Genomic DNA, 22,115 nt, shown 5'->3' with positions numbered 1-22,115 from the left:
AGCAAGTGGATAGGAGCATGATGGCGGACGCGGACGGCCGTGTACCCGAGGGCGCTTTCCCCTTGTCGGCGGCTCAGTTCGGGTTGTGGCTCTCGCAGCAGCTCAATCCCGACGTGCCCATCAACATGGCTCAGTACGTGGAGCTACGCGGTGAGCTCGACGTCGACCTCCTCGAGCAGGCGCTGATCGTCGTCGGCAAGGACATGGGCTCGGGCTACCTCCGTCTCATCGACGTCGACGGCACCCCGTACCAGATGGTGGACCCGACCATCGAGCAGTCGCTGGTCCGCCTGGACTTCACCGACCGTCCCGACCCGACGGCGGCCGCCCACGAGTGGATGCAGGCCGAGTACCAGGCCCCGGTCGACCTCGTCGCCGGGCCGCTGTTCCTCTGCGCGGTGCTCAAGATCGACGAGAACCGCCACTACTGGTATTCGCGGGTGCATCACATCGCACTCGACGGCGTCGGCGCGATCACCCTGATGAACCGCACCGCGGAGCTCTACACCGCGGCGATCGAGGGCGAGCCCCTGCCCGAACCCGGTGACGACGGACTCCTCGCGCTCTACGAGGACGAGGAGAAGTACCGGAACTCGAAGCGTTTCGAGAACGACCGCGAGTACTGGAGCAAGGTCGCCGCGGACATGCCCGAGCCGGCGTCGTTCGCCCCGCGCCATGCTCCGGCCCAGGCGCGCAGCAACGTGGCGAGCACGCCGTTGCACGCCGACACGGTCGCGGCGCTGGAATCCACCGGTTCGTCGTTCGCCCCGGCGACCATCGCGGCGTTCGCGGCGTACTTCGCGCGGATGACCGGCACCGAGGACGTGATGCTGTCGCTGCCGGTCTCGGCGCGCACCACCGCGAAGATGCGCCGGACCGGCGGCATGGTCTCCAACGTCGTGCCCCTGCGGATCACGGTCGACTCGCGTACGTCGGTGCAGGACCTGATCGACTCGGTGCAGGTGCAACTGGTCGGTGCGCTGCGTCACCAGCGGTACCGCACCGAGGACATCAACCGAGACCGCGGCCTCGCCGGCCCGGACCGCTCCCAGTTCGGCCCGCTGGTCAACATCATGATCGGGCTCGGAAACCTGCGGCTCGGTTCCATCACCTCGCGGTTGAACGTGCTGTCGTCGGGTCCCGTCGACGACCTGATGCTGAACCTCTACGAGACCGGCACCGGCGGCCTGCACATCGACTTCATCGGCAACCCCGGCCGCTACACCGAGGACGAGCTCCACCGGCACCACGATCGCTTCGAGGACTTCTTCGCCCGGTTCGTGCGCGCCGACGGCGCGACCCCGGTGTCGCAGGTGGAGGTGCTCGGCGCCGACGAGTTCGCGTGGCTCACCGACCGGACCGTCGAATCCCGCGTTCCCGCACGGACCTTCGCGCAGATCCTGACCGACACCGCGCGGGAGTACCCGGAGGTGCCCGCGCTGTCGCATCAGGGCACCGAGTGGACCTACCGGGAACTCGACGAGCGGTCGAACCGGCTCGCCCGCCTGCTCATCTCGCGCGGCATCGGTCCCGAGTCGTCCGTCGCGCTCGCGGTGTCGCGGTCGCTCGAGTCCGTGCTCGCCATCTGGGCGGTCGTCAAGACCGGCGCGGCCTATCTGCCGATCGACCCCAACTACCCGGACGAGCGCATCGCCTACATCATGTCGGACGCGAACGTGTCCGAGGGTATCACCGTCTCGAAACACCATGCCGCGCTTCCGGATTCGCTCGACTGGATCGTCGTCGACGCGGATGACGTGGTCGAGGCGTGCGCCGCCGAGTCGCCGGAGCCGATCTCCGCCGGCGAGTTGCGGGGTGTCATCCGGATCGACAACCCGGCGTACATGATCTACACCTCGGGCTCGACCGGCCTGCCCAAGGGCGTGGTGGTCACCCACCGTGGCCTGGCCAACCTGGTGGACGAGCAGTGCCACCACATGAAGATCGAACCGCGTTCGCGCACACTGCATTTCGCGTCTCCGAGCTTCGATGCCTCGGTCTTCGAGATGATGATGGCGTTCGGTAGCGGTTCCACGCTGGTGGTCGCGCCCGCCGACCTCCTCGGCGGTGAGGAACTCTCCGACTTCATGCGGGACGAGCAGGTGACCCATGCCTGCGTCACGCCGGCGGCCCTCGCCCCGGCCGAGCCCGCCCACCTGGACTCGCTGCGGGTTCTCGCCGTCGCGGGTGACGCCTGCCCGCCGGAGCTCGTCGCCCGCTGGGCGCCCGGCCGGACCATGCTCAACCTCTATGGCCCGACCGAGGCCACGATCTGGTCGACCGTGTCCGAACCGCTCGTCGCAGGCGAACCGGTCACCATCGGCGGCGCGGTCCGCGGCGTGCGCGTGCTGGTCCTCGACGCCCGGCTGCGTCCGGTGCCGGTCGAGGTCGCCGGTGAGCTGTACCTCGCCGGTCCCGCCCTCGCCCGCGGCTACCACGGCCGGGGTCCGCTGACCGCCGCGCGCTTCGTCGCCGACCCGTTCGGGGCTCCCGGTGAACGGATGTACCGGACCGGCGACGTCGTGCGCTGGACCGCCTCCGGCGCGCTGGAGTACGTCGGGCGCTCCGACTTCCAGGTCAAGATCCGCGGCTTCCGCATCGAGCTCGGCGAGATCGACGACGTCCTCGGCTCGCACGACTCGGTCGACTTCGCCACCGCGCAGGTGCGATCCGGCGCCGCCGGCCAGGACCGACTGGTCGCCTACGTGCTGCCGAAGCCGGGGGAGACCGTCGACGTCGCCGACCTCCTCGTCCACGCGGGCCGTTCGCTGCCGGCCTACATGGTCCCGAGCGCCGTGGTCGTGCTCGACGAGATCCCGCTGACCGTCAACGGCAAGCTCGACCGCGACGCGCTCCCGGACCCGCAGGTCGTGTCGTCGCCGACCGGTCACCGCGCGCCGCAGACCCCGCTGGAACAGCGCATCGCCGAGATCGTGGGGGAGACCCTCGGTGTCGAGGACGTGAGTGCCGACGCCGACTTCTTCGAGATGGGCGGCGACAGCATCGTGTCGATGCAGCTCGTCTCGCGCGCCAAGGCTGCGGGCGTGATCTTCACCGCCCGGGACGTCTTCGAACGCCGCACGGTCGCCGGGCTGGCCGAGGTCGCCCGCGTCGTCGAGGCCGGCGACTCCGACGAGCGTCGGCTCGAGGAGCTGCCGGGCGGCGGGGTCGGCGAGTTCCCACCGACCCCGGTCATGCGCGACTTCCTGGAACTGGGCAACGTCGACGCCTTCGCGCAGTCGGTGCTGCTCGCCCTGCCGGTCGGGGCGTCGCAGCCCGACGTGATCGCCACCGTGCAGGCCGTCATCGACCGCCACGACATGCTGCGCGTGCGCCTCGCGGACTCCGCCGAGGACTCCGCCGGCGCCGTGCTCGAGACCCGGCCGGCGGGATCGGTGCGCGCCGAGGACGTCGTGCGCGAGGTCCCGGCCGTCGGACATCCGCGGACCGAGGAGTTCCTGGCCCAGGTCGCCGAGGAGACGCGGGCCACGGCCGCCACCCTCGACCCGCGCGCGGGTGAGGTCATCCGGCTCGTCCGCTTCACCAGCGGACAGGTCAACCCGGAGGGCGACCGCATCCTCGTCGTCATCCACCACCTCGCCGTCGACGGCGTGTCCTGGCGTGTGCTCGTGCCGGATTTCGCGATGGCGTGGGCGCAGGTCGCGGGCGGCGCCACCCCCGTGCTGGCACCCGTCGGCACCTCGATGCGCCGGTGGGTCCACGGGCTCGTCGAGACCGCCCGCACCCCCGAGCGGCTCGCCGAGTTCGAGACCTGGCGCGAGATCGCCGAACCGGCCGACATCCCGATGGGCTCACGCTTCCTCGATCCGGCCGTCGACATCGCCGCCACCGAGCGGGTCGTCGAGGTCTCCCTCGACGCGCGGGCCACCGACGCGGTCCTCAACACCCTTCCGACGCAGTTCCGCAGCGGTGTCAACGCGCCGCTGCTCACCGCCCTCGGCATCGCGCTCGCCGCGTGGCGACACCGCCGCGGCCGGCCGGCGCACACCAGCCTCGTCTCGCTGGAGGGACACGGCCGCGACGAGGCGGCGGTGCCCGGTGCGGACCTGTCGCAGACCGTCGGCTGGTTCACCAGCGTGCACCCGGTCCGTCTCGACGTCTCCGGCATCGACCTCGACGACGCCCTCGCGGGCGGCCCGGCCGGTGTCGCCGCGCTCAAGCGGGTCAAGGAGCAGCTCATCGTCCCCGGCACGGGGATCGGTTACGGCCTGCTGCGGCACCTGAATCCGGAGACGGCCGCCGAGATGCGCGACTGGCCGCGTCCGCAGGTGGCGTTCAACTACCTCGGACGCCTCTCGGCCGGCGACATCCCGGCTGAACTGCGCAGCGTGGGCTGGCTTCCCGATGCCGAGTCGATCGGCACCGGCGCCAACCGCGCACCCGAGATGCCGCTGTCGGCGGCGCTCACCGTCGACGCCATCGCCACGGTCGAGGACGGTCACACGAAGCTGACGGCGTCGTTCGCATACGCCTCGCAGATCCTCGACGAGGCCGACGTCGAAGAGCTCGCCGCGCTGTGGGTCCGTGCGCTCGAGGGCCTCGCCGCGCACGCCACGCGGCAGCGCAAGGGTGGCTTCACCCCGTCCGACCTGCCGCTGGTGGAGGTCACCCAGCCGCAGATCGAGGCATGGGAGGAGCAGTACCCGAGCCTGACCGACGTGTGGTCGTTGTCCCCGCTTCAGTCGGGTCTGTTGTTCCACACGCAGCTGACCGACCAGTTCCTCGACGTCTACACCGCACAGGTCGTCGCCGACGTCGAGGGCGAGGTCGACGCCGATCGCATGCGTCTGGCCGGCCAGGCGCTCGTGGACCGCCACGACAGCCTGCGCACCGCGTTCGTCTACGACGCCGACGGCGTCCCGGCCCAGCTGGTCGTCGCCGACGCGCCGTTGCGGTTCACCGAGGTGGACCTGAGCGACCGCGCGCCCGAGGAGATCGAGGCCGAGGCGGCCGCGCTCATCGAGGCCGACCGCACCGACCGCTTCGACATCGCGAGCCCGCCGCTGGTCCGGATGCTGCTCATCCGCACCGGGGAGCAGCGCCACCGGCTCGCGATCACCAACCACCACCTGCTGGCCGACGGATGGTCGCTGCCACTGATCCTGTCGGATCTGCTGCAGCTCTACGCGACCTCGGGCGGGCGGGCACTCACCCCGGGTCGCTCGTACCGGTCGTTCCTCGAGTGGCTGCAGCGACAGGACCTGCAGGCATCCCTCGACACCTGGTCGGCCAAACTTGCCGGCCTCGAGGAGCCGACCCTGCTCGCGCCCGACGCCCCGGTGGGCGTGCTGCCGGTGCCGGAGGAACTCGTCTTCGAGCTGCCCGGCGAGGTCGAGCAGGGCCTGGTCGCCCTCGCCCGCGATCTCGGCGTCACCGCCAACACCCTCGTCCAGGCCGGCTGGGGTCTACTGCTCGCCCGGATGACCGGCCGGACCGATGTCGTGTTCGGCGCCACCGTGTCCGGACGCCCGCCGGCGCTGCCCGGCATCGAGACGATGGTCGGCCTGTTCATCAACACCATCCCGGTGCGGGTCTCCCTGGACGAGGACGAGTCGGTCGGCGGCCTCGTCCGGCGCCTGCAGGCCGAGCAGGCGGACCTGCTCGACCACCACCACGTCGGCCTCACCGACATCCAGCGGGCCAGCGGCGTGGGAGCCCTGTTCGACACGCTGACCGTGTTCGAGTCGTATCCGCTCGACCGCGACGCCCTCTCCGAATACCTCGACCTCGGCGGCATGTCGGTGCTCGACGTCGCGGTCCACGACGCGTCGCACTACCCGCTGACGCTGATCGCCCTCCAGGACCCGGCGCTGCGCTTCAAGATCAAGTACCTGCCGAGCGTCTTCGGCGCCGACGACGTCGAAGACCTCATGGCGCGCCTGCAGCGCGTGCTCGCCGCGTTCGCGGCGCAGCCGCAGCAGGCCGTGGGGGCGATCGACCTCCTCGACGAGGCCGAGCGCGCACGTCTCGCGCCGGTCCGCGGCAACCGGGCCGTCGAGGCCGAATCCGGTGTCGAGTTCTTCGAGCGCGGTCTCGCCGTCAATCCCGACGGGATCGCCGTGTCCTTCGCCGGCAGGTCGCTGACCTACCGCGAGATCGACGCGATCTCCAGCCGCTGGGCCCGGGAGCTGATCGCCATCGGCGTCGGCCCGGAGAAGTTCGTCGCACTCGGCATGACCCGCTCGCTGGAGTCGGTCATCGCGGTGTGGTCGGTCCTCAAGTCCGGTGGCGCGTTCGTGCCCGTCGACCCCAACTACCCGGCCGAACGGATCGCGCACATGCTCGGCGACTCCCGCGCCGCGGTCGGCCTGACCGTCTCCGCGGAACGCCACCTGCTGCCGGACGGCGACACCGAGTGGATCGTCGTCGACGGCGAGGACTTCACCGCGCGCGCGGCCCAGCGGTCCGACGCCCCGGTTACCGATGCCGACCGCATCCAGCCGATCCGCGTCGACAACCCGGCGTACATGATCTTCACCTCGGGTTCCACCGGAACCCCGAAGGGCGTGGTCGTCACCCGGTCGGGCCTGACGAACTTCGCGGTGGAGCAGCGGCAGCGTTACGACGTGACCCCGCAGTCGCGGGTCCTGCACGTGTCCTCGCCGAGCTTCGACGCCTCGGTCCTCGAGTACACGATGGCCTTCGGTGCCGGCGCCGCACTCGTCGTCAGCCCGCCCACGATCTTCGGCGGCAGTGAGCTCCACGATCTCATCGCCGCCGAGCGGGTGACCCATGCCTTCATCACCCCGTCCGCGCTCGCCTCGGTTGATCCGGAGGGACTCGACTGCCTGCAGCACCTCGTCGCCGGCGGCGAGGCCGTCTCGGCGGACACGGTGTCCCGCTGGGCCCCGGGACGCAACCTGCACAACGGCTACGGCCCGACCGAGACCACGATCATGGCGGCGATCAGTCACTCGCTGACCCCCGGCCGCAAGGTCACCATCGGCGGACCGGTCCACGGCGCCGACCTGCTGGTCCTCGACGACCGGCTCCGTGTCGTCCCGCTCGGGGCGACCGGCGAGCTGTACATCGGCGGCGTCGGACTCGCCCGCGGCTATCACGGGCGTCCCGCGCTCACCGCTCAGCGCTTCGTCGCCAACCCGGTCGACCCGGGCGTGCGCATGTACCGCACCGGCGACCTGGTGCGGTGGCTGGAGAACCCGGCGACCGGCGAGCTCGAGCTGGAATACCTGGGGCGCAGCGATTTCCAGGTCAAGATCCGCGGCCTGCGCATCGAACTCGGCGAGATCGACGCGACGCTCGGCGCCCACGAGGCCGTCGACTTCGTCGCCACCCTGGGCGTCGACAACGAGCAGGGGCAGACCCAGCTGGTGGCCTACGTCAAACCGAAGGCCGGACAGACCGTCGACCCGGCGGAACTGACCGAACTCGCCGGACGGTCCCTGCCCGCCTACATGGTGCCCTCGGCGGTCGTCATCCTCGACGAGGTGCCGCTCACCCCGGTGGGCAAGCTCGACCGCAAGGCCTTGCCGAAGCCCGAGTTCGTCTTCGAGACAAGCGAATACGTGCCGCCGGTCACCCCGGTGGAGGAGCTGGTCGCGGAGGTGTACGCAGACGTCCTCGGCGTCGAGCGGGTGGGCCTGACCGACGGCTTCTTCGACCTCGGTGGCGACTCGCTCGTCGCCACCCGCGTCGTGGCGCGCGTGAACTCGGCGCTCAACGCGTCGATCGGCGTCCGCGACCTGTTCGAGGAGCCGACCGTCGGCGGCCTGGCCCTGCGCGCCGAGCAGTCGGTGTCGGGCGCCGGCTCCGAACGGCGGCCCGCGCTGGTGGCCGGGCCGCGGCCCGATCATGTCCCGTTGTCACTTGCGCAGCAGCGCATGTGGTTCCTCAACCGGATGGATCCGGGGGCCGGCACCTACAACATCCCGATGGCGATCCGGCTGACCGGCACGCTCGACGTGCCGGCGATGCGCGACGCCCTCCACGACGTGCTCGCCCGACACGAGTCGCTGCGCACGATCTTCCCGGACTCGCCGGCCGGACCCGGCCAGGTCGTGCTGCCGATCTCCGAGGTCGACGTCGACCTGCCCGTCGTCCGGGTGAGCGAGGACGAACTCGTCCCGACCGCGATCGGATTCGGCACCGCCGGTTTCGACGTCACCCGGGAACTCCCGGTGCGGGCGCGGCTGTTCGAGATCAGCGATCGCGCCGGCGATCCCGGCGCGCCGGCCGAACACGTCCTGGCGCTGGTCATCCACCACATCGTCACCGACGGTTGGTCGCTCGCGCCGCTGGCGCGCGACCTGGTCCTCGCCTACACGGCGCGCACCCAGTCCGTGCCCCCGGCATGGTCGCCGCTGCCAGTGCAGTACGCGGACTTCGCGATCTGGCAGCGCGCGGTGCTCGGCGACGAGAACGATCCGGAATCGATTGCCGCGCAGCAGATCAGGTTCTGGAAGGAACAGCTCGCGGGCGTGCCCGACGTGCTCGACCTGCCCACCGACCGGCCGCGTCCCACCAACCCGTCGGGGATCGGCGGTCGCGTCGACTTCGACCTGGACAAGAGTGTCCGCGACGCTGTGGAGGACCTCGCGCAGCGGTACCGCACGACGCCGTTCATGGTGCTGCACGCCGCGCTCGCGGTCTTCCTGTCGCGGATCTCCGGCGAGACCGACATCGCGATCGGCACCCCAGTCGCCGGTCGCGGCGACCGCGCGCTCGACGACCTCGTCGGCATGTTCGTCAACACGCTGGTGCTGCGGACCGAGATCGACGGCGGAACCTCCTTCGCCGACCTGCTCGACCGCGTCCGGGCCACCGATCTGGCCGCCTTCGAGCACGCCGACATCCCGTTCGAGCGTCTCGTCGAGGTGCTCAACCCGGTGCGGTCCACCGCGCACGCGCCGCTGTTCCAGGTGCAGTTCTCGCTGGAGAACTTCACGGACCCGACGATCGACCTGCCGGGCCTGACCGTCTCCGCGGAGGGCATCAAGACCGCGATCTCGAAGTTCGACCTCGAGGTCACCCTCACCGAACCCGCCGATGCCGGTTACGGCGTCACCTTCCTCTACGCCGCCGACATCTTCGACGAGTCGACCGTGGCGCGCTTCGGCCGCTGGTTCGCCCGGCTCCTCGAGAACCTCGTGTCGGCGCCGCAGGTCGCCGTCGGCGACGCCGAACTCGCCGCCGCCGACGACATGGCGGTCATCGACGCGGCCAACGCGACCGACCATCCGGTCGAACCGGGGACCCTGGTGTCCCGGTTCGAGGCGCAGGCCGACCGGACCCCGGACGCCACCGCGCTGGTCTTCGAGGGTGAACGGCTCACCTACGCCGAGTTCGACGCCCGCGCGAACCGGTTGGCGCGCAAGCTGATCGCGGCGGGCGTGGGCCCGGACGTGTGCGTGGGCCTGGCCGCCCGGCGCTCCCTCGAGTTGCTCGTCGGCATGTACGCGATCCTCAAGGCGGGCGGCGCCTATGTGCCGGTCGACCCCGATCACCCGGCCGAGCGCACGCAGTACGTGCTCGAGGCCGCCCACCCCGCGGTGGTGCTGGCCGGACCGGGTGTCTCGGTGCCCGCCCCGGCCGGGACCGAGGTGTGGACGCTCGGCGAGCTCGATCTCGACGGTTTCGCCGACACCCGGGTGGACGACGCGCAGCGTCGCGCGCCGCTGCGTCCGTCGAACCTCGCGTACGTGATCTTCACGTCCGGCTCGACCGGCCGTCCGAAGGGTGTGGCCGTCCCGCACGAGGGCGTCGTGAACCGCCTGACGTGGGGCCAGTCGCGCTACCCGTTCGGCGCCGACGACGTCATCGTCCAGAAGACCCCGGTCACCTTCGACGTGTCGGTGTGGGAGCTGTTCTGGCCCCTGCAGGTCGGCGCCACGCTGGTGATCGCACGTCCCGACGGCCACCAGGACCCGCTGTACATGGCGGACCTGATCGAGGCGGAGAACGTCACCGCCGCGCACTTCGTGCCGTCGATGCTCTCGGCGTTCACCGCCGTGGTCGAGCCCGGGCGCGTGCCGTCGCTCCGGCACGTCTTCTGCTCGGGTGAGGCCCTCCCCCCGCAGGCCGCGCAGGCGTTCGCCGCACTGAGCCCGGCCGGCGTGCACAACCTCTACGGACCGACCGAGGCGTCGGTCGAGGTCACCTACCACGATTACGCGGAGACCGACCGGGTCGCCGTGCCGATCGGCGCCCCGGTGTGGAACACCCGCACCCTGGTGCTCGACGAGCGTCTGCACCCGGTGCCGGTGGGTGTCGCGGGTGAGCTGTACCTGGCCGGCGTCCAGCTGGCGCGCGGCTACGTGGGCCGCCCCGACCTGTCGGCGGACCGCTTCGTCGCCAACCCGATGGGCAACGGCGAGCGGATGTACCGCACCGGCGATCTCGTCAAGTGGGTCGAATCGCCGTCGGGCGGGCTCGAACTCGTCTACATCGGTCGGACCGACTTCCAGGTCAAGCTGCGTGGTCTGCGTATCGAGCTCGGCGAGATCGAGGCCGCACTGTTGGACCAGCCGGGCGTCGAGCAGACGGTCGTGGTGGTCCACAGCGATCCGCATACCGGAGACCGCCTCGTCGCCTACGTGGTCGGTCCCGACATCGACACCGAGCGCCTCCGCGAAGAGCTCGGCACCCGCCTGCCGTCGTACATGGTCCCGGCCGTGTTCGTCGAGCTCGACGCGATGCCGCTGAACGCGAGCGGCAAGCTGGACCGCCGCGCGCTGCCCGCCCCGCGCATCGAGGTCGACGAGTCGGCCTTCGTCGCGCCGCGCGGCCCCGTCGAGGAGATCATCGCCGGCATCTTCGCCGAGGTGGTCGGCGCCGACCGGATCGGCGTCACCGACAACTTCTTCGACCTGGGTGGCAACTCCCTGGTCGCGACGCGGGCCATCGCGCGGGTCAACGAGGCCCTGGGCACCGACCTCGGTGTCCGGGAGATCTTCGACGCCCCGACCGTCGCCGCCCTCGCGCAGCGTGCCGAGACCTCCGAGGCGATGGCCAGGGTCGAGCTGGCGCCGCGCGACCACTCCGTTCCGACGCCGCTTTCGCTTGCGCAGCAACGCATGTGGTTCCTGAACCGGTTCGACCAGCAGTCCGCGGCCTACAACATGCCGTTCGCGCTGCGGCTGACCGGCGATCTGGACCTCGACGCGTTGCGGGCGGCGATGCGCGACGTGCTCGAGCGTCACGAGACGCTGCGGACGGTCTACCCGGATTCGGAGTCGGGACCGCATCAGGTCGTCCTCCCGGCGGCCGAGGTCGCCGGGACCGCCGAGCTCACGGTCACCCGGATCGACGAGGCGGACCTGCAGCGTGAGGTGATCGCGCTGGCCACCGCGCCGTTCGACGTGACGGCCGCCCCGCCGGTCCGCACCGCGCTGCTCGCGGTGGGCGAGCACGACCACGTCCTCGTGTTCGTGCTGCACCACATCGCATTCGACGGATGGTCGACGGCGCCGCTGGCCCGCGACCTCATGGTCGCCTACACCTCGCGGCTGTCCGGCGAGGCGCCGGACTGGGAACCGCTGCCGGTGCAGTACGGCGACTTCGCCGTCTGGCAGCGCGAGGTCCTCGGCGACGAGAACGATCCGGAGTCGGCGGCCGCGCGGCAGCTCGACTACTGGCGCAACCGGCTCGCGCAGCTGCCCGACGTCTTGGAACTGCCGACCGACCGGCCGCGTCCGGCCGAGCAGTCCTTCCGTGGCGGCGACGTCGTGTTCGGACTCGACGCAGAGGTGCACGCGCGCCTCCTCGAGGTTGCGCGCCGGCACAATTCGACGCTGTTCATGGTGGTGCACGCCGCGCTCGCGGTGTTGCTGTCGCGCCTGTCGGGCAGCGAGGACATCGCCGTCGGCACCCCGGTCGCCGGACGTGGCGACGCCCGTCTCGACGACGTGGTGGGCATGTTCGTCAACACCCTGGTGCTCCGCACCGAGGTCGACGGCACGCAGCGGTTCGCTGACCTCCTCGCGCAGGTGCGCGAGCGCGACCTCGAGGCGTTCACCCACACCGACCTGCCGTTCGAGCGGCTCGTCGAGGTCCTCAACCCGACCCGGTCGGCGGCCTACCACCCGCTGTTCCAGGTGTCGCTGTGGTTCCAGAACGTCACCCGGGCCTCGCTCGAACTCCCCGGCCTGACGGTCAGCCCGGTGGAGTACGAGACGGGTCTGTCGCGATTCGACCTGCAGCTCACCGTCACCGACAACACCGACGAGCACGGCGCCCCGGGCGACGTCGACCTCGTCCTGACCTACGCGGACGACCTGTTCGACCGGTCGACCGCGCAGGCGCTCGCGCAGCGGTTCACCGGACTCCTCGAGGCCGTGGCCGCCGACCCCGACATCCCGGTCGGCGACATCCCGCTGACCTCCGACGACGAGCTCGAGCTGCTGCTCGACACCTGGAACGACACCGCGCACACGGTGCCCGAGATCGAGGCCGGCGAGACGACGCTGGTCGCGTTGTTCGACGCGCAGGTGGGCCGTACACCGGATGCGGTGGCCCTCGTGAGCGAGGGCGAGCAGTTGACGTACCGGGAATTCGACGCGCGGGCAAACCGTCTCGCGCGGCACCTCATCGATCTCGGGGTGGGCCCCGAGTCGGTGGTGGGCCTGTCGATCCGCCGGTCCGTCGAGCTGCTCGTCGGCATGTACGCCATCGTCAAGGCCGGCGGCGCCTACGTGCCGCTCGACCCCGACCATCCGGCCGAGCGCAACGGCTACGTGCTCGAGAGCGCCCAACCGGTCTGCATCCTCAGCACCACCCGGGACGCCGACGGTCTCCCGGCCGGCGCGCGCGTGCTGCACATCGACCAGATCGACCTGAGCGCACGCGATTCCGCGCCGGTGACCGACGCCGACCGGCTCGCACCGCTGCGACCGGAGAACCCGGCGAACATCATCTACACGTCCGGCTCGACCGGGCGGCCCAAGGGCATCGAGGTCCCGCACGCGGGTCTGGTCAACCAGGTCCGCTGGATGCAGGACCAGTACCGACTGACCGTCGACGACGCGGTCATGCTCAAGACGCCGATGACCTTCGACGTGTCGGTGTGGGAGTTCTTCTGGACCCTGCAGACCGGCGCGCGGCTCGTCATCGCCCGGCCCGACGGCCACCGCGACCCCGAGTACCTGTCGCAGCTGATGCTCGAGCAGCGGGTCACCGTGGTGCAGTTCGTGCCGTCGATGCTGGCCATGTTCGTGACGAATTCGTCTGCGCGCATCCCGGATTCGGTGCGTGCGGTGATCGCGATCGGCGAGGCGCTGCCCATCGAGACCGCGGAGCGCTTCCGCGCGATGTCGTCGGCCCCGCTGGACAATCTCTACGGCCCGGCGGAGGCCTCGCTGGCCGTCACCTACTGGCGGCACACCGCCGCCGACCAGGGTGTGGTGCCCATCGGCGTCCCGATGTGGAACACGCGCCTGTACGTCCTCGACTCGCGTCTGCGACCGGTCCCGGTGGGTGTCGCGGGTGAGCTGTACCTGTCGGGCGTCCAGCTGGCGCGCGGCTACCACGGCCGGTTCGACCTGACCTCCGACCGGTTCGTCGCCGATCCGTTCGGCCCGCCCGGGGCGCGGATGTACCGCACCGGCGACCTCGTCCGCTACCGTCCGCAGGACGTCGACGGCGAGATTGCAGGCGTACTCGAGTACATCGGCCGCACCGACTTCCAGGTCAAGGTGCGCGGCAACCGCATCGAGCTCGGCGAGATCGAGGCGGCGCTGCTGTCCGCCGAGGGCGTCAGCGCGTCGGTCGTCGTCGTCCGCACCGACCCGCACACCGGCGACCAGCTGGTCGGCTACGTGGTCCGGGCCGAGGGCGCCGACGTCGACGGCGCCGCCGTCCTCGCGCACGCCGCCGGGTCACTGCCGTCCTACATGGTCCCGGCATCGGTCATGGTGCTCGACGAGTTCCCGCTCAACGCCAGCGGCAAGCTCGACCGGAAGGCGTTGCCGGAGCCGGTGTTCGAGCTCTCGGCCGCCGAGTACGTGGCCCCGCGCGACCCCGTCGAGGAGGTCATCGCCGGCATCTTCGCCGACGTCATCGGCGTCCCGCGGATCAGCGTCGAGGAGAGCTTCTTCGACGCCGGCGGCAACTCGCTCGTCGCCACCCGTCTCGTGTCGCGGGTGAGCGAGGCCCTCGGTGTCCGGGTCGCCGTGCGCGACCTGTTCGAGGCGCCGACCGTGGCGCAGCTCGCCGCACGGGTCGAGTCCTCCGGAGACTCCGGGCGTCCGCCGCTGGTCCCGCAGGACCGCGGCGAGAAGATCCCGTTGTCGCTTGCGCAGCAACGGATGTGGTTCCTCAACCGGTTCGACCCCGCGTCGCCGGCCTACAACCTGCCGCTCGCGGTCCGCATGGTCGGCGAGCTCGACGTCGAGGCCCTGCAGGCCGCGGTCGGCGACACCATCGAGCGCCACGAGTCGCTGCGCACGATGTTCCCCGACTCCGACACCGGTCCGCACCAGGTCGTCGTCCCGGCCGCCGGGGTGATCCCCGACCTGACGCCGGTCCCGGTCACCACCGACGGGCTCGAGCGGTTCATCACCGACACCGCCACGCGCGGCTTCGACGTGACCCGCGAGGTCCCGCTCCACGCGCGACTGGCCCGCCTCACCGACGGCGACGAGCGCGGCGAACACGTGCTCGTGCTGGTGCTGCACCACATCTCCGGCGACGGCCTGTCGATGGGTCCGCTCGCCCGCGACGTGATGGTCGCCTACGGCGCCCGCACCGCCGGGGACGCCCCGGGCTGGGCGCCGCTGGCGGTCCAGTACGCCGACTACAGCATCTGGCAGCGCACGGTGCTCGGCGACGCCTCCGACCCGGAATCGCCGGCCGCCCGGCAGATCCAGTACTGGCGCTCGGCGCTGGCCGGGCTGCCCGACCGCATCGACCTGCCCACCGACCGGCCGCGTCCGCATGTCGCGTCCGGCCGCGGTCGCGACCTGCGGTTCGAACTCGACGGCGAGCTGTACAACGCGGTGACCGAGTACGCCCGCCGCAAGGGCGTCACCCCGTTCATGGTCATCCACGCAGCGTTCGCGACGCTGGTCGCGCAGCTGTCCGGCACCGACGACATCGCCCTCGGCACACCCGTCGGTGGCCGTGGCGAACGCGCCCTCGACGACCTGATCGGCATGTTCGTCAACACCCTGGTGCTGCGCACCCGGGTGCACCGCGCCGACACCTTCGACGACCTGATCGAACAGGTCCGGGTCACCGATCTCGCGGCCTATGAGCACGCCGAGATCCCGTTCGAACAACTCGTCGACGCGCTCGAGGTGCCGCGGTCGACGGCGCACTCGCCGCTGTTCCAGATCGCGCTCGCGTTCCAGACCGTCCGCGACAGCCGCTTCGAGCTGTCCGGGCTCGACGTCGAGGCCATCGACGTGCCCACCGGCACGTCGAAGTACGACCTCGGCCTGACCGTGCTCGAGGACGAGAGGTCCGGCGCCGAGGCGGTGTTCACCTACTCCACCGACCTCTTCGAGGAGTCCACCGTCGAGGTGTTCGCCGAACGCCTGCGCCGTCTGCTCGCCGAGGCGTTGGAGAACCCGGACGTCCCGGTCGGCGACCTGTCGGTCCTCGACGCCGACGAATCCTCCGCGCTCATCGGCCGTCGCGGCACGCCCGCCGACCCGCCGCGCACCCTGGCGGGCATCTTCTCGGCGAGCGCGGCCGAGTACGCCGAACTCACCGCCGTCGAGAGCGTGGGGGAGAGCCTCACCTACGCCGAACTCGCGGCCCGCGCCAGCCGGCTCGGCCGCGAGCTGATCGACCGTGGCGTCGGCCCCGACGACGTCGTCGCGATCGCGATGCCGCGTTCGGTCGAGGCGATGGTCTGCATCTGGGGCATCGCCATGGCCGGCGGCGCGTACCTGCCGATCGACCCGAAGCTGCCGACCGACCGCATCGCGCACATGGTCCGCGACTCCGGGGCGAAGCTGGGCCTCACGACCGCCGAGTACGCCGCCGAGGTGCGGCAGGCCGCCGATCCGGCGCAGGGTTGGCTCGAACTCGACGCCCCCGAGGTGATCGAGTCGATCCGCGTCCGGTCGTCGGCACTCATCACCGACTCGCAGCGCGTCGCGCCGCTGCGGCCGGATCACCTGGCGTACATGATCTACACGTCCGGCACCACCGGTCTGCCCAAGGGCGTCGCGGTGCCGCATCGCGGTCTCGCCTCGCTGGCGGCGGATCTGCGGTACTACTACTGCACCTCGCCGGACGCCCGCATGCTGCAGTTCTCCGCCATCAGCTTCGACGCGGCGGTGGGCGAGATCCTCGCGACCTTCGGCGCGGGCGCCACGATGGTGATCGCCCCGACCGACCTGTACGGCGGAACCGAACTCGCCGACTTCATCCGCGAGCGCCGCATCACCGTGTTCGTCGGCGCCCCGACGGCCGTCCAGACCGTCGACGCCACCGGTCTCGACACCGTCGAACGCGTCGTCGTCGGCGGTGACGTGTGCCCACCGGAGCTCGCGGCGCGCTGGGGTGGCCGCCTGCGCAACGCGTACGGCCCCACCGAGACGATGGTCATCGTCACCATCACCGACCCGCTGCGGCCGGGCGCGCCCATCACCATCGGTTCGCCGATGAAGGGCGTCCACGCACTGATCCTCGATTCCGGCCTGCGGCCGGTGCCGGTGGGTACCCCGGGCGAGCTGTACATCACCAACGCGGGCCTCGCGCGCGGGTATCACGCCCGACCGGGGCTGACCGCCGAGCGCTTCGTCCCCAACCCCTACGGGGCGCCGGGCGAGCGGATGTACCGGACCGGCGACGTGGTCCGCTGGGCGTCGGTGACGCGCGACGGCGTCGACTCCGACGCCGGCGAGATCATCTACGTCGGACGCTCCGACTTCCAGCTGCAGGTGCGCGGCTTCCGCGTCGAGCTCGGAGAGATCGACGCCGCGCTCAACTCGCATCCGAAGGTCGCGTACGCGGTCACGGTCGGCACGACCGGCCCGGCCGGCGACACCGCCCTCGTGGCGTACGTGCAGCCGGTGGCCGGCGAGAGCGTCGACACCGACGAACTCGCGGCGTACATCTCGCGCACGCTGCCCTCGTACATGATCCCGGCGGCGATCATGGTCCTCGACGAGGTGCCGATGACCCCGCTCGGCAAGGTCGATCGCAAGGCCCTGCCGGAGCCCGAGTTCCTCGGCGCCGCAGTCCATGTGGAGCCGATCGGTGACGTGCAGATCGGCATCGCCGAGATCTTCTCGGACGTCCTCGGCGCCGAGCGCGTCGGTGCCACCGACGACTTCTTCGACCTCGGTGGCAACTCGCTCGCGGCGACCCGCGTCATCGCGCGGATCAACCAGATGTTCGGCACCGCACTCGGGGTGCGCGACATCTTCGACGCCCGGTCGGTCGGCGAGCTGGCCGATCTCGTCGAACACGGCGACCGCGACGCCCGCCCGCCGCTGACCCCACAGCCGCGCGACGCCGGGATCCCGCTGTCGCTCGCGCAGCAGCGGATGTGGTTCCTCAACCGACTCGAACCGGAGTCCGCGGCCTACAACATCCCGCTGGCCATCCGGCTCAGCGGCGCCCTGGACACCGAGGCCTTCGGGGTCGCGCTGCGCGACGTCGTCGAACGCCACGAGGTCCTGCGGACCGTGTACCCCGACGCCGGGGACGGCGGCCGCCAGCAGATCCTGGCCGCCGACGAGGCCGGCGTCGAACTCCTCACGGAGACGGTCGCCCCCGACGCGGTGGTCGCCCGGGTCGCCGCGCTGGCGACCCAGGGCTTCGACGTCACCGCCGAGGTCCCGGTCCGGGCCGCGCTGCTGTCGGTCGCCGCCGAGGCCACCGGCGCCGGAGGCGCCACCGAGGCCACCGGCGCCCGTGACGCCGCAGACGAGTACGTGTTCGTGCTCGTCATGCACCACATCGCCTCCGACGGCGGTTCGCTGCAGCCGCTGGTCACCGACCTGATGACCGCCTACGCCGCGCGGCTGGAGCGCCGGGCGCCCGAGTGGGAGCCGCTGGCCGTCCAGTACGCGGACTACGCGATCTGGCAGCGTGAACTGCTCGGCGATCCCGCCGATCCGCAGTCCCGCGCGGCCGCCCAGCTCGGCTACTGGACGTCGGCGCTGGCGAATCTGCCCGACCAGCTCGATCTCCCGACGGACCGTCCGCGTCCGGCCCGCGCGTCGATGCGCGGCGCACGGGTCGACTTCCGGATCGATGCCGAGATCCATCGCGGTGTCGCCGAGATCGCCCGCGCCCAGGGCGCAACGGTGTTCATGGTCATGCACGCCGCGCTCGCGACGCTGCTGTCCCGGCTGAGCAACACCTCGGACATCGCCATCGGCACGGCCATCGCCGGCCGCGGCGCACCCGAGATCGACCCGCTCGTCGGCATGTTCGTCAACACGCTGGTGCTACGCACCCAGGTGGAGCCGGAGACCGACTTCGAGGCGCTGCTCGAGCAGACCCGGGCGGTCGACCTCGGGGCGTTCGCCCACACCGAGCTGCCGTTCGAGCGGCTCGTCGACGAGCTGAGCCCGACCCGCAGCCAGTCGCACCACCCGCTGTTCCAGGTGGCGATCGACTTCCAGAACGCGACCGACCTGCGCCTGGAGCTGCCGGGCCTGGTCGTCACGCCGTTGCCGGTGGAGGCCGAGGTCGCCAAGTTCGACCTGCACCTGACGCTCGCCGAGCAGGTCGATGCCGAGGGTCGCCCGGACGGCATGACGGCCTCGTTCGGCTACGCCACCGACCTGTTCGATCCGGCGACCGTCCAGACGTTCGCCGAGCGCCTCGTCCGCATCCTGTCGACCGTGGTCGTCGACCCGACCATCCCGGTCGGCGACGTGCCGATCCTGGACCCGGCCGAGGAAGACGCGCTCACCGGTGTCGCCGGGCCCGCGAGCCTCCCGCCGCGGACGCTGCCGCAGATCTTCGCCGACGCCGCCACGGTGAACCCGCATCAGGTGGCGGTCGAGGACGGGGAGCGCACGATCACCTACAGCGAGCTCGACGCGCGGTCGAACCGCCTGGCCCGGGTGCTGCTCGAACGCGGGGTGCGCGCCGGCTCGTTCGTCGCGGTCGCGATGCCGCGTTCGCTCGACACCATCGTCGCGGTGTGGGCGATCGCCAAGACGGGCGCGGCGTTCCTGCCGGTCGACCCGAACTACCCGGCCGAGCGCATCGAGCACATGCTCACCGATTCGGCCGTGCGCGTGGGCGTCACGACCTCGCGGCACCGTGCGGTCCTGTCCGATCAGGTCGACTGGCTGACCGTCGACGGGATCACCGGGGTCCTCGAGAACCGGTCCGACGGCCCGGTCCCCACCGCGTCCCGCGTGAACGTCGACGACGCCGCGTACGTCATCTACACCTCCGGTTCGACCGGCCTGCCCAAGGGCGTCGTGGTCACCCACCGCGGTCTGGCCGATCTCGTCGCCGAGCAGCAGGCGCACATGCTCATCGAACCCGGCTCGCGCACACTGCAGTTCGCGTCGCCGAGCTTCGACGCGTCGGTGTTCGAGATGCTGATGGCGTTCGGCAGCGCGGCCACGATGGTCGTCGCGCCGCCGGATCTCCTCGGCGGCGTGGAGCTGTCGGACTTCCTGCGCGAACGACTCGTCAGTCATGCGTGCATCACGCCGGCCGCGCTCGCCGCGGCCGATCCGGTCGGCGTGGAGAGCCTGCGCGTCCTCGCCGTCGCGGGTGACGCGTGCCCGCCGGAGCTGGTCGCCCGCTGGGCGCCCGGCCGGACCATGCTCAACCTCTACGGCCCGACCGAGTCGACGGTGTGGGCCACCGTGTCGGCCCCGCTGGTGGCCAACCGCCCCATCACCATCGGCAGCCCGATCCGCGGCTTCCGGGTGGCGGTTCTCGACGGCCGGCTGCGTCCGACGCCGGTCGGTGTCGCAGGTGAGCTCTATCTCGCGGGTCCCGCGCTGGCACGCGGGTACCACAACCGGGGACCGCTGTCGGCGGAACGCTTCGTCGCCAACCCCTTCGGCGCTCCGGGCGAGCGCATGTACCGCACCGGCGACGTGGTCCGCTGGACCCCCGACGGCGAACTCGAATATGTCGGCCGCTCCGACTTCCAGGTGAAGGTGCGCGGCTTCCGCATCGAGCTCGGCGAGGTCAGCGGCGCGCTGGCCTGCCACGAAACCGTCGGGTTCGTGACCACCGAGGGTGTCACCGCACCCGACGGCAGCACGGTGCTGGTCGCCTACGTCCTGCCCGCCCCGGGCCGCGAGGTCGACGAGGCCGCGTTGCGCGCGTTCGCCGCGGAGTTCCTGCCCGCGTACATGATCCCGTCGCACGTCGTCGCGCTCGAGGAGGTCCCGCTCACGCCGGCGGGCAAGCTCGACCGGCGGGCCCTGCCCAAGCCGGACTTCGTGTCCCCGGAGATCGACTACGTCGCACCGCGATCGCTGACCGAGGAGATCGTCGCCGGCGTCTTCGCCGAGGTGCTCGGCGTCGAACGCATCGGAGTGACGACCAGCTTCTTCGATCTGGGTGGCAACTCGCTGTCGGCGACGAAGGTCACCGCGCGGGTCGGCGCCGCACTCGGCGTCCGCATCGGTGTCCGCGACCTGTTCGAAGCGCCGTCCGTCGCGGAACTGGCGGCGCGCGTGGAGCATTCGTCGACGATCCAGGCACGTCCGCTGGTCGCGGCTCCGCGTCCGGAGATGATCCCGCTGTCGCTGGCACAGCGTCGGATGTGGTTCCTCAACCAGTTCGACACCGACAGCGCGGCCTACAACATCCCGCTCGCGGTGCGACTGTCGGGCGAACTCGACCTCGCCGCGCTCGAGCACGCCGTCGTCGACGTGATCGACCGTCACGAGATCCTCCGCACGGTCTACCCGGCGGGCGAGAGCGGTCCGTACCAGAAGATCCTGCCGATCTCCGAGATGACGGTGTCACTGGAGCCGGTGCAAGTGGGCGAGGACGAGGTCGTCGCACGCACCATCGAGGTCGTCGCGGCCGGATTCGACGTCACCGCCGCACCGCCGGTGCGCGTGGCGGTGCTCGAGATCTCGCCCACCGAGCACGTGCTCGTGCTGGTGATGCACCACATCGCCTCCGACGGCGCGTCGGTGGCGCCGCTGGCGCGCGACCTCATGGTCGCCTACACGTCCCGCACCCAGGGCAGTGCCCCGCAGTGGTCGCCGCTGCCGGTGCAGTACGCCGACTACGCGATCTGGCAGCTCGAGACCCTCGGATCGCCCGACGATCCGGAGTCGCTGATCAGCAAGCAGGCCGACTACTGGCTCGACCGGCTCGCCGGCCTGCCCGAGGTCCTCGACCTCCCGACCGACCGCCCGCGCCCCGCGGTGCAGACGACCGACGGCGCACACGTCGACTTCGTCATCGACGCCGAGCGTCACGCCCGGCTGCTCGAACTCGCGCGTGCCCGCGACGTCAGCCTGTTCATGGTCCTGCACGCCGCGTTCGCCGTGCTCCTGTCGAAGGTCTCCCGGGAGACCGACATCGCGATCGGCACCCCGGTGGCGGGTCGTGGTGAGCAGGTGCTCGACGACCTGGTCGGCATGTTCGTCAACACCCTCGTGTTGCGGACCGAGGTCGACTCGGCGCTGAGCTTCGAGGCTCTCCTCGAGGCCGTCCGTGAGGCCGATCTGTCGGCGTTCACCCACGCCGACATGCCGTTCGAACAGCTCGTGGAGGCCCTGGCCCCCGCGCGCTCGACGGCGTACTCGCCGCTGTTCCAGGTGATGTTCACCATGCAGAACAACCCGCCGGTGAACCTGGAACTGCCCGAGCTCACGGTGTCCGGCATCAGCTCGGACTTCGACGTCGCGCGGTTCGATCTGCAGCTCACCGTGGTGGATTCGCGCACCGACGAGGGCGCGCCCGGAGATCTGCAATCGTCGATGACCTACGCGCGCGCCCTGTTCGACGAGTCCACCGTCCGCGCACTCGGCCAGGCATACGTGCGCGTCCTCGACGCGGTCCTCGCCGACCCGAAGCGTCCGGTCGGCGATGTGGTGGTCGTGGATGAGGCTGATGTTGCGGCGGTTGCGGCGGTGAATGGGACTGATCATGTGGTGGTTGGTTCCACGTTGGTGGAGTTGTTTGATGCTCAGGTTGCTCGGACGCCGGATGCGACGGCGGTGGTGTTCGAGGGT

The 22,115-nt window shown here is 71.2% G+C and carries 1 protein-coding gene; it reads left to right on the top strand.

Annotated elements, in window-relative coordinates:
- Positions 1-17: 17 nt before the first annotated feature.
- Positions 18-22,115, top strand: a 22,098-nt coding sequence (locus ABFT43_RS07500) for a non-ribosomal peptide synthase/polyketide synthase (RefSeq protein ID WP_347959762.1), incomplete at its 3' end; no start/stop codon positions are given.

Origin of the sequence: Gordonia aurantiaca (assembly GCF_039939235.1) — a bacterium.
Classification (GTDB): Bacteria; Actinomycetota; Actinomycetes; order Mycobacteriales; family Mycobacteriaceae; genus Gordonia.
This window is presented reverse-complemented; position numbering and strand designations above follow the sequence as displayed.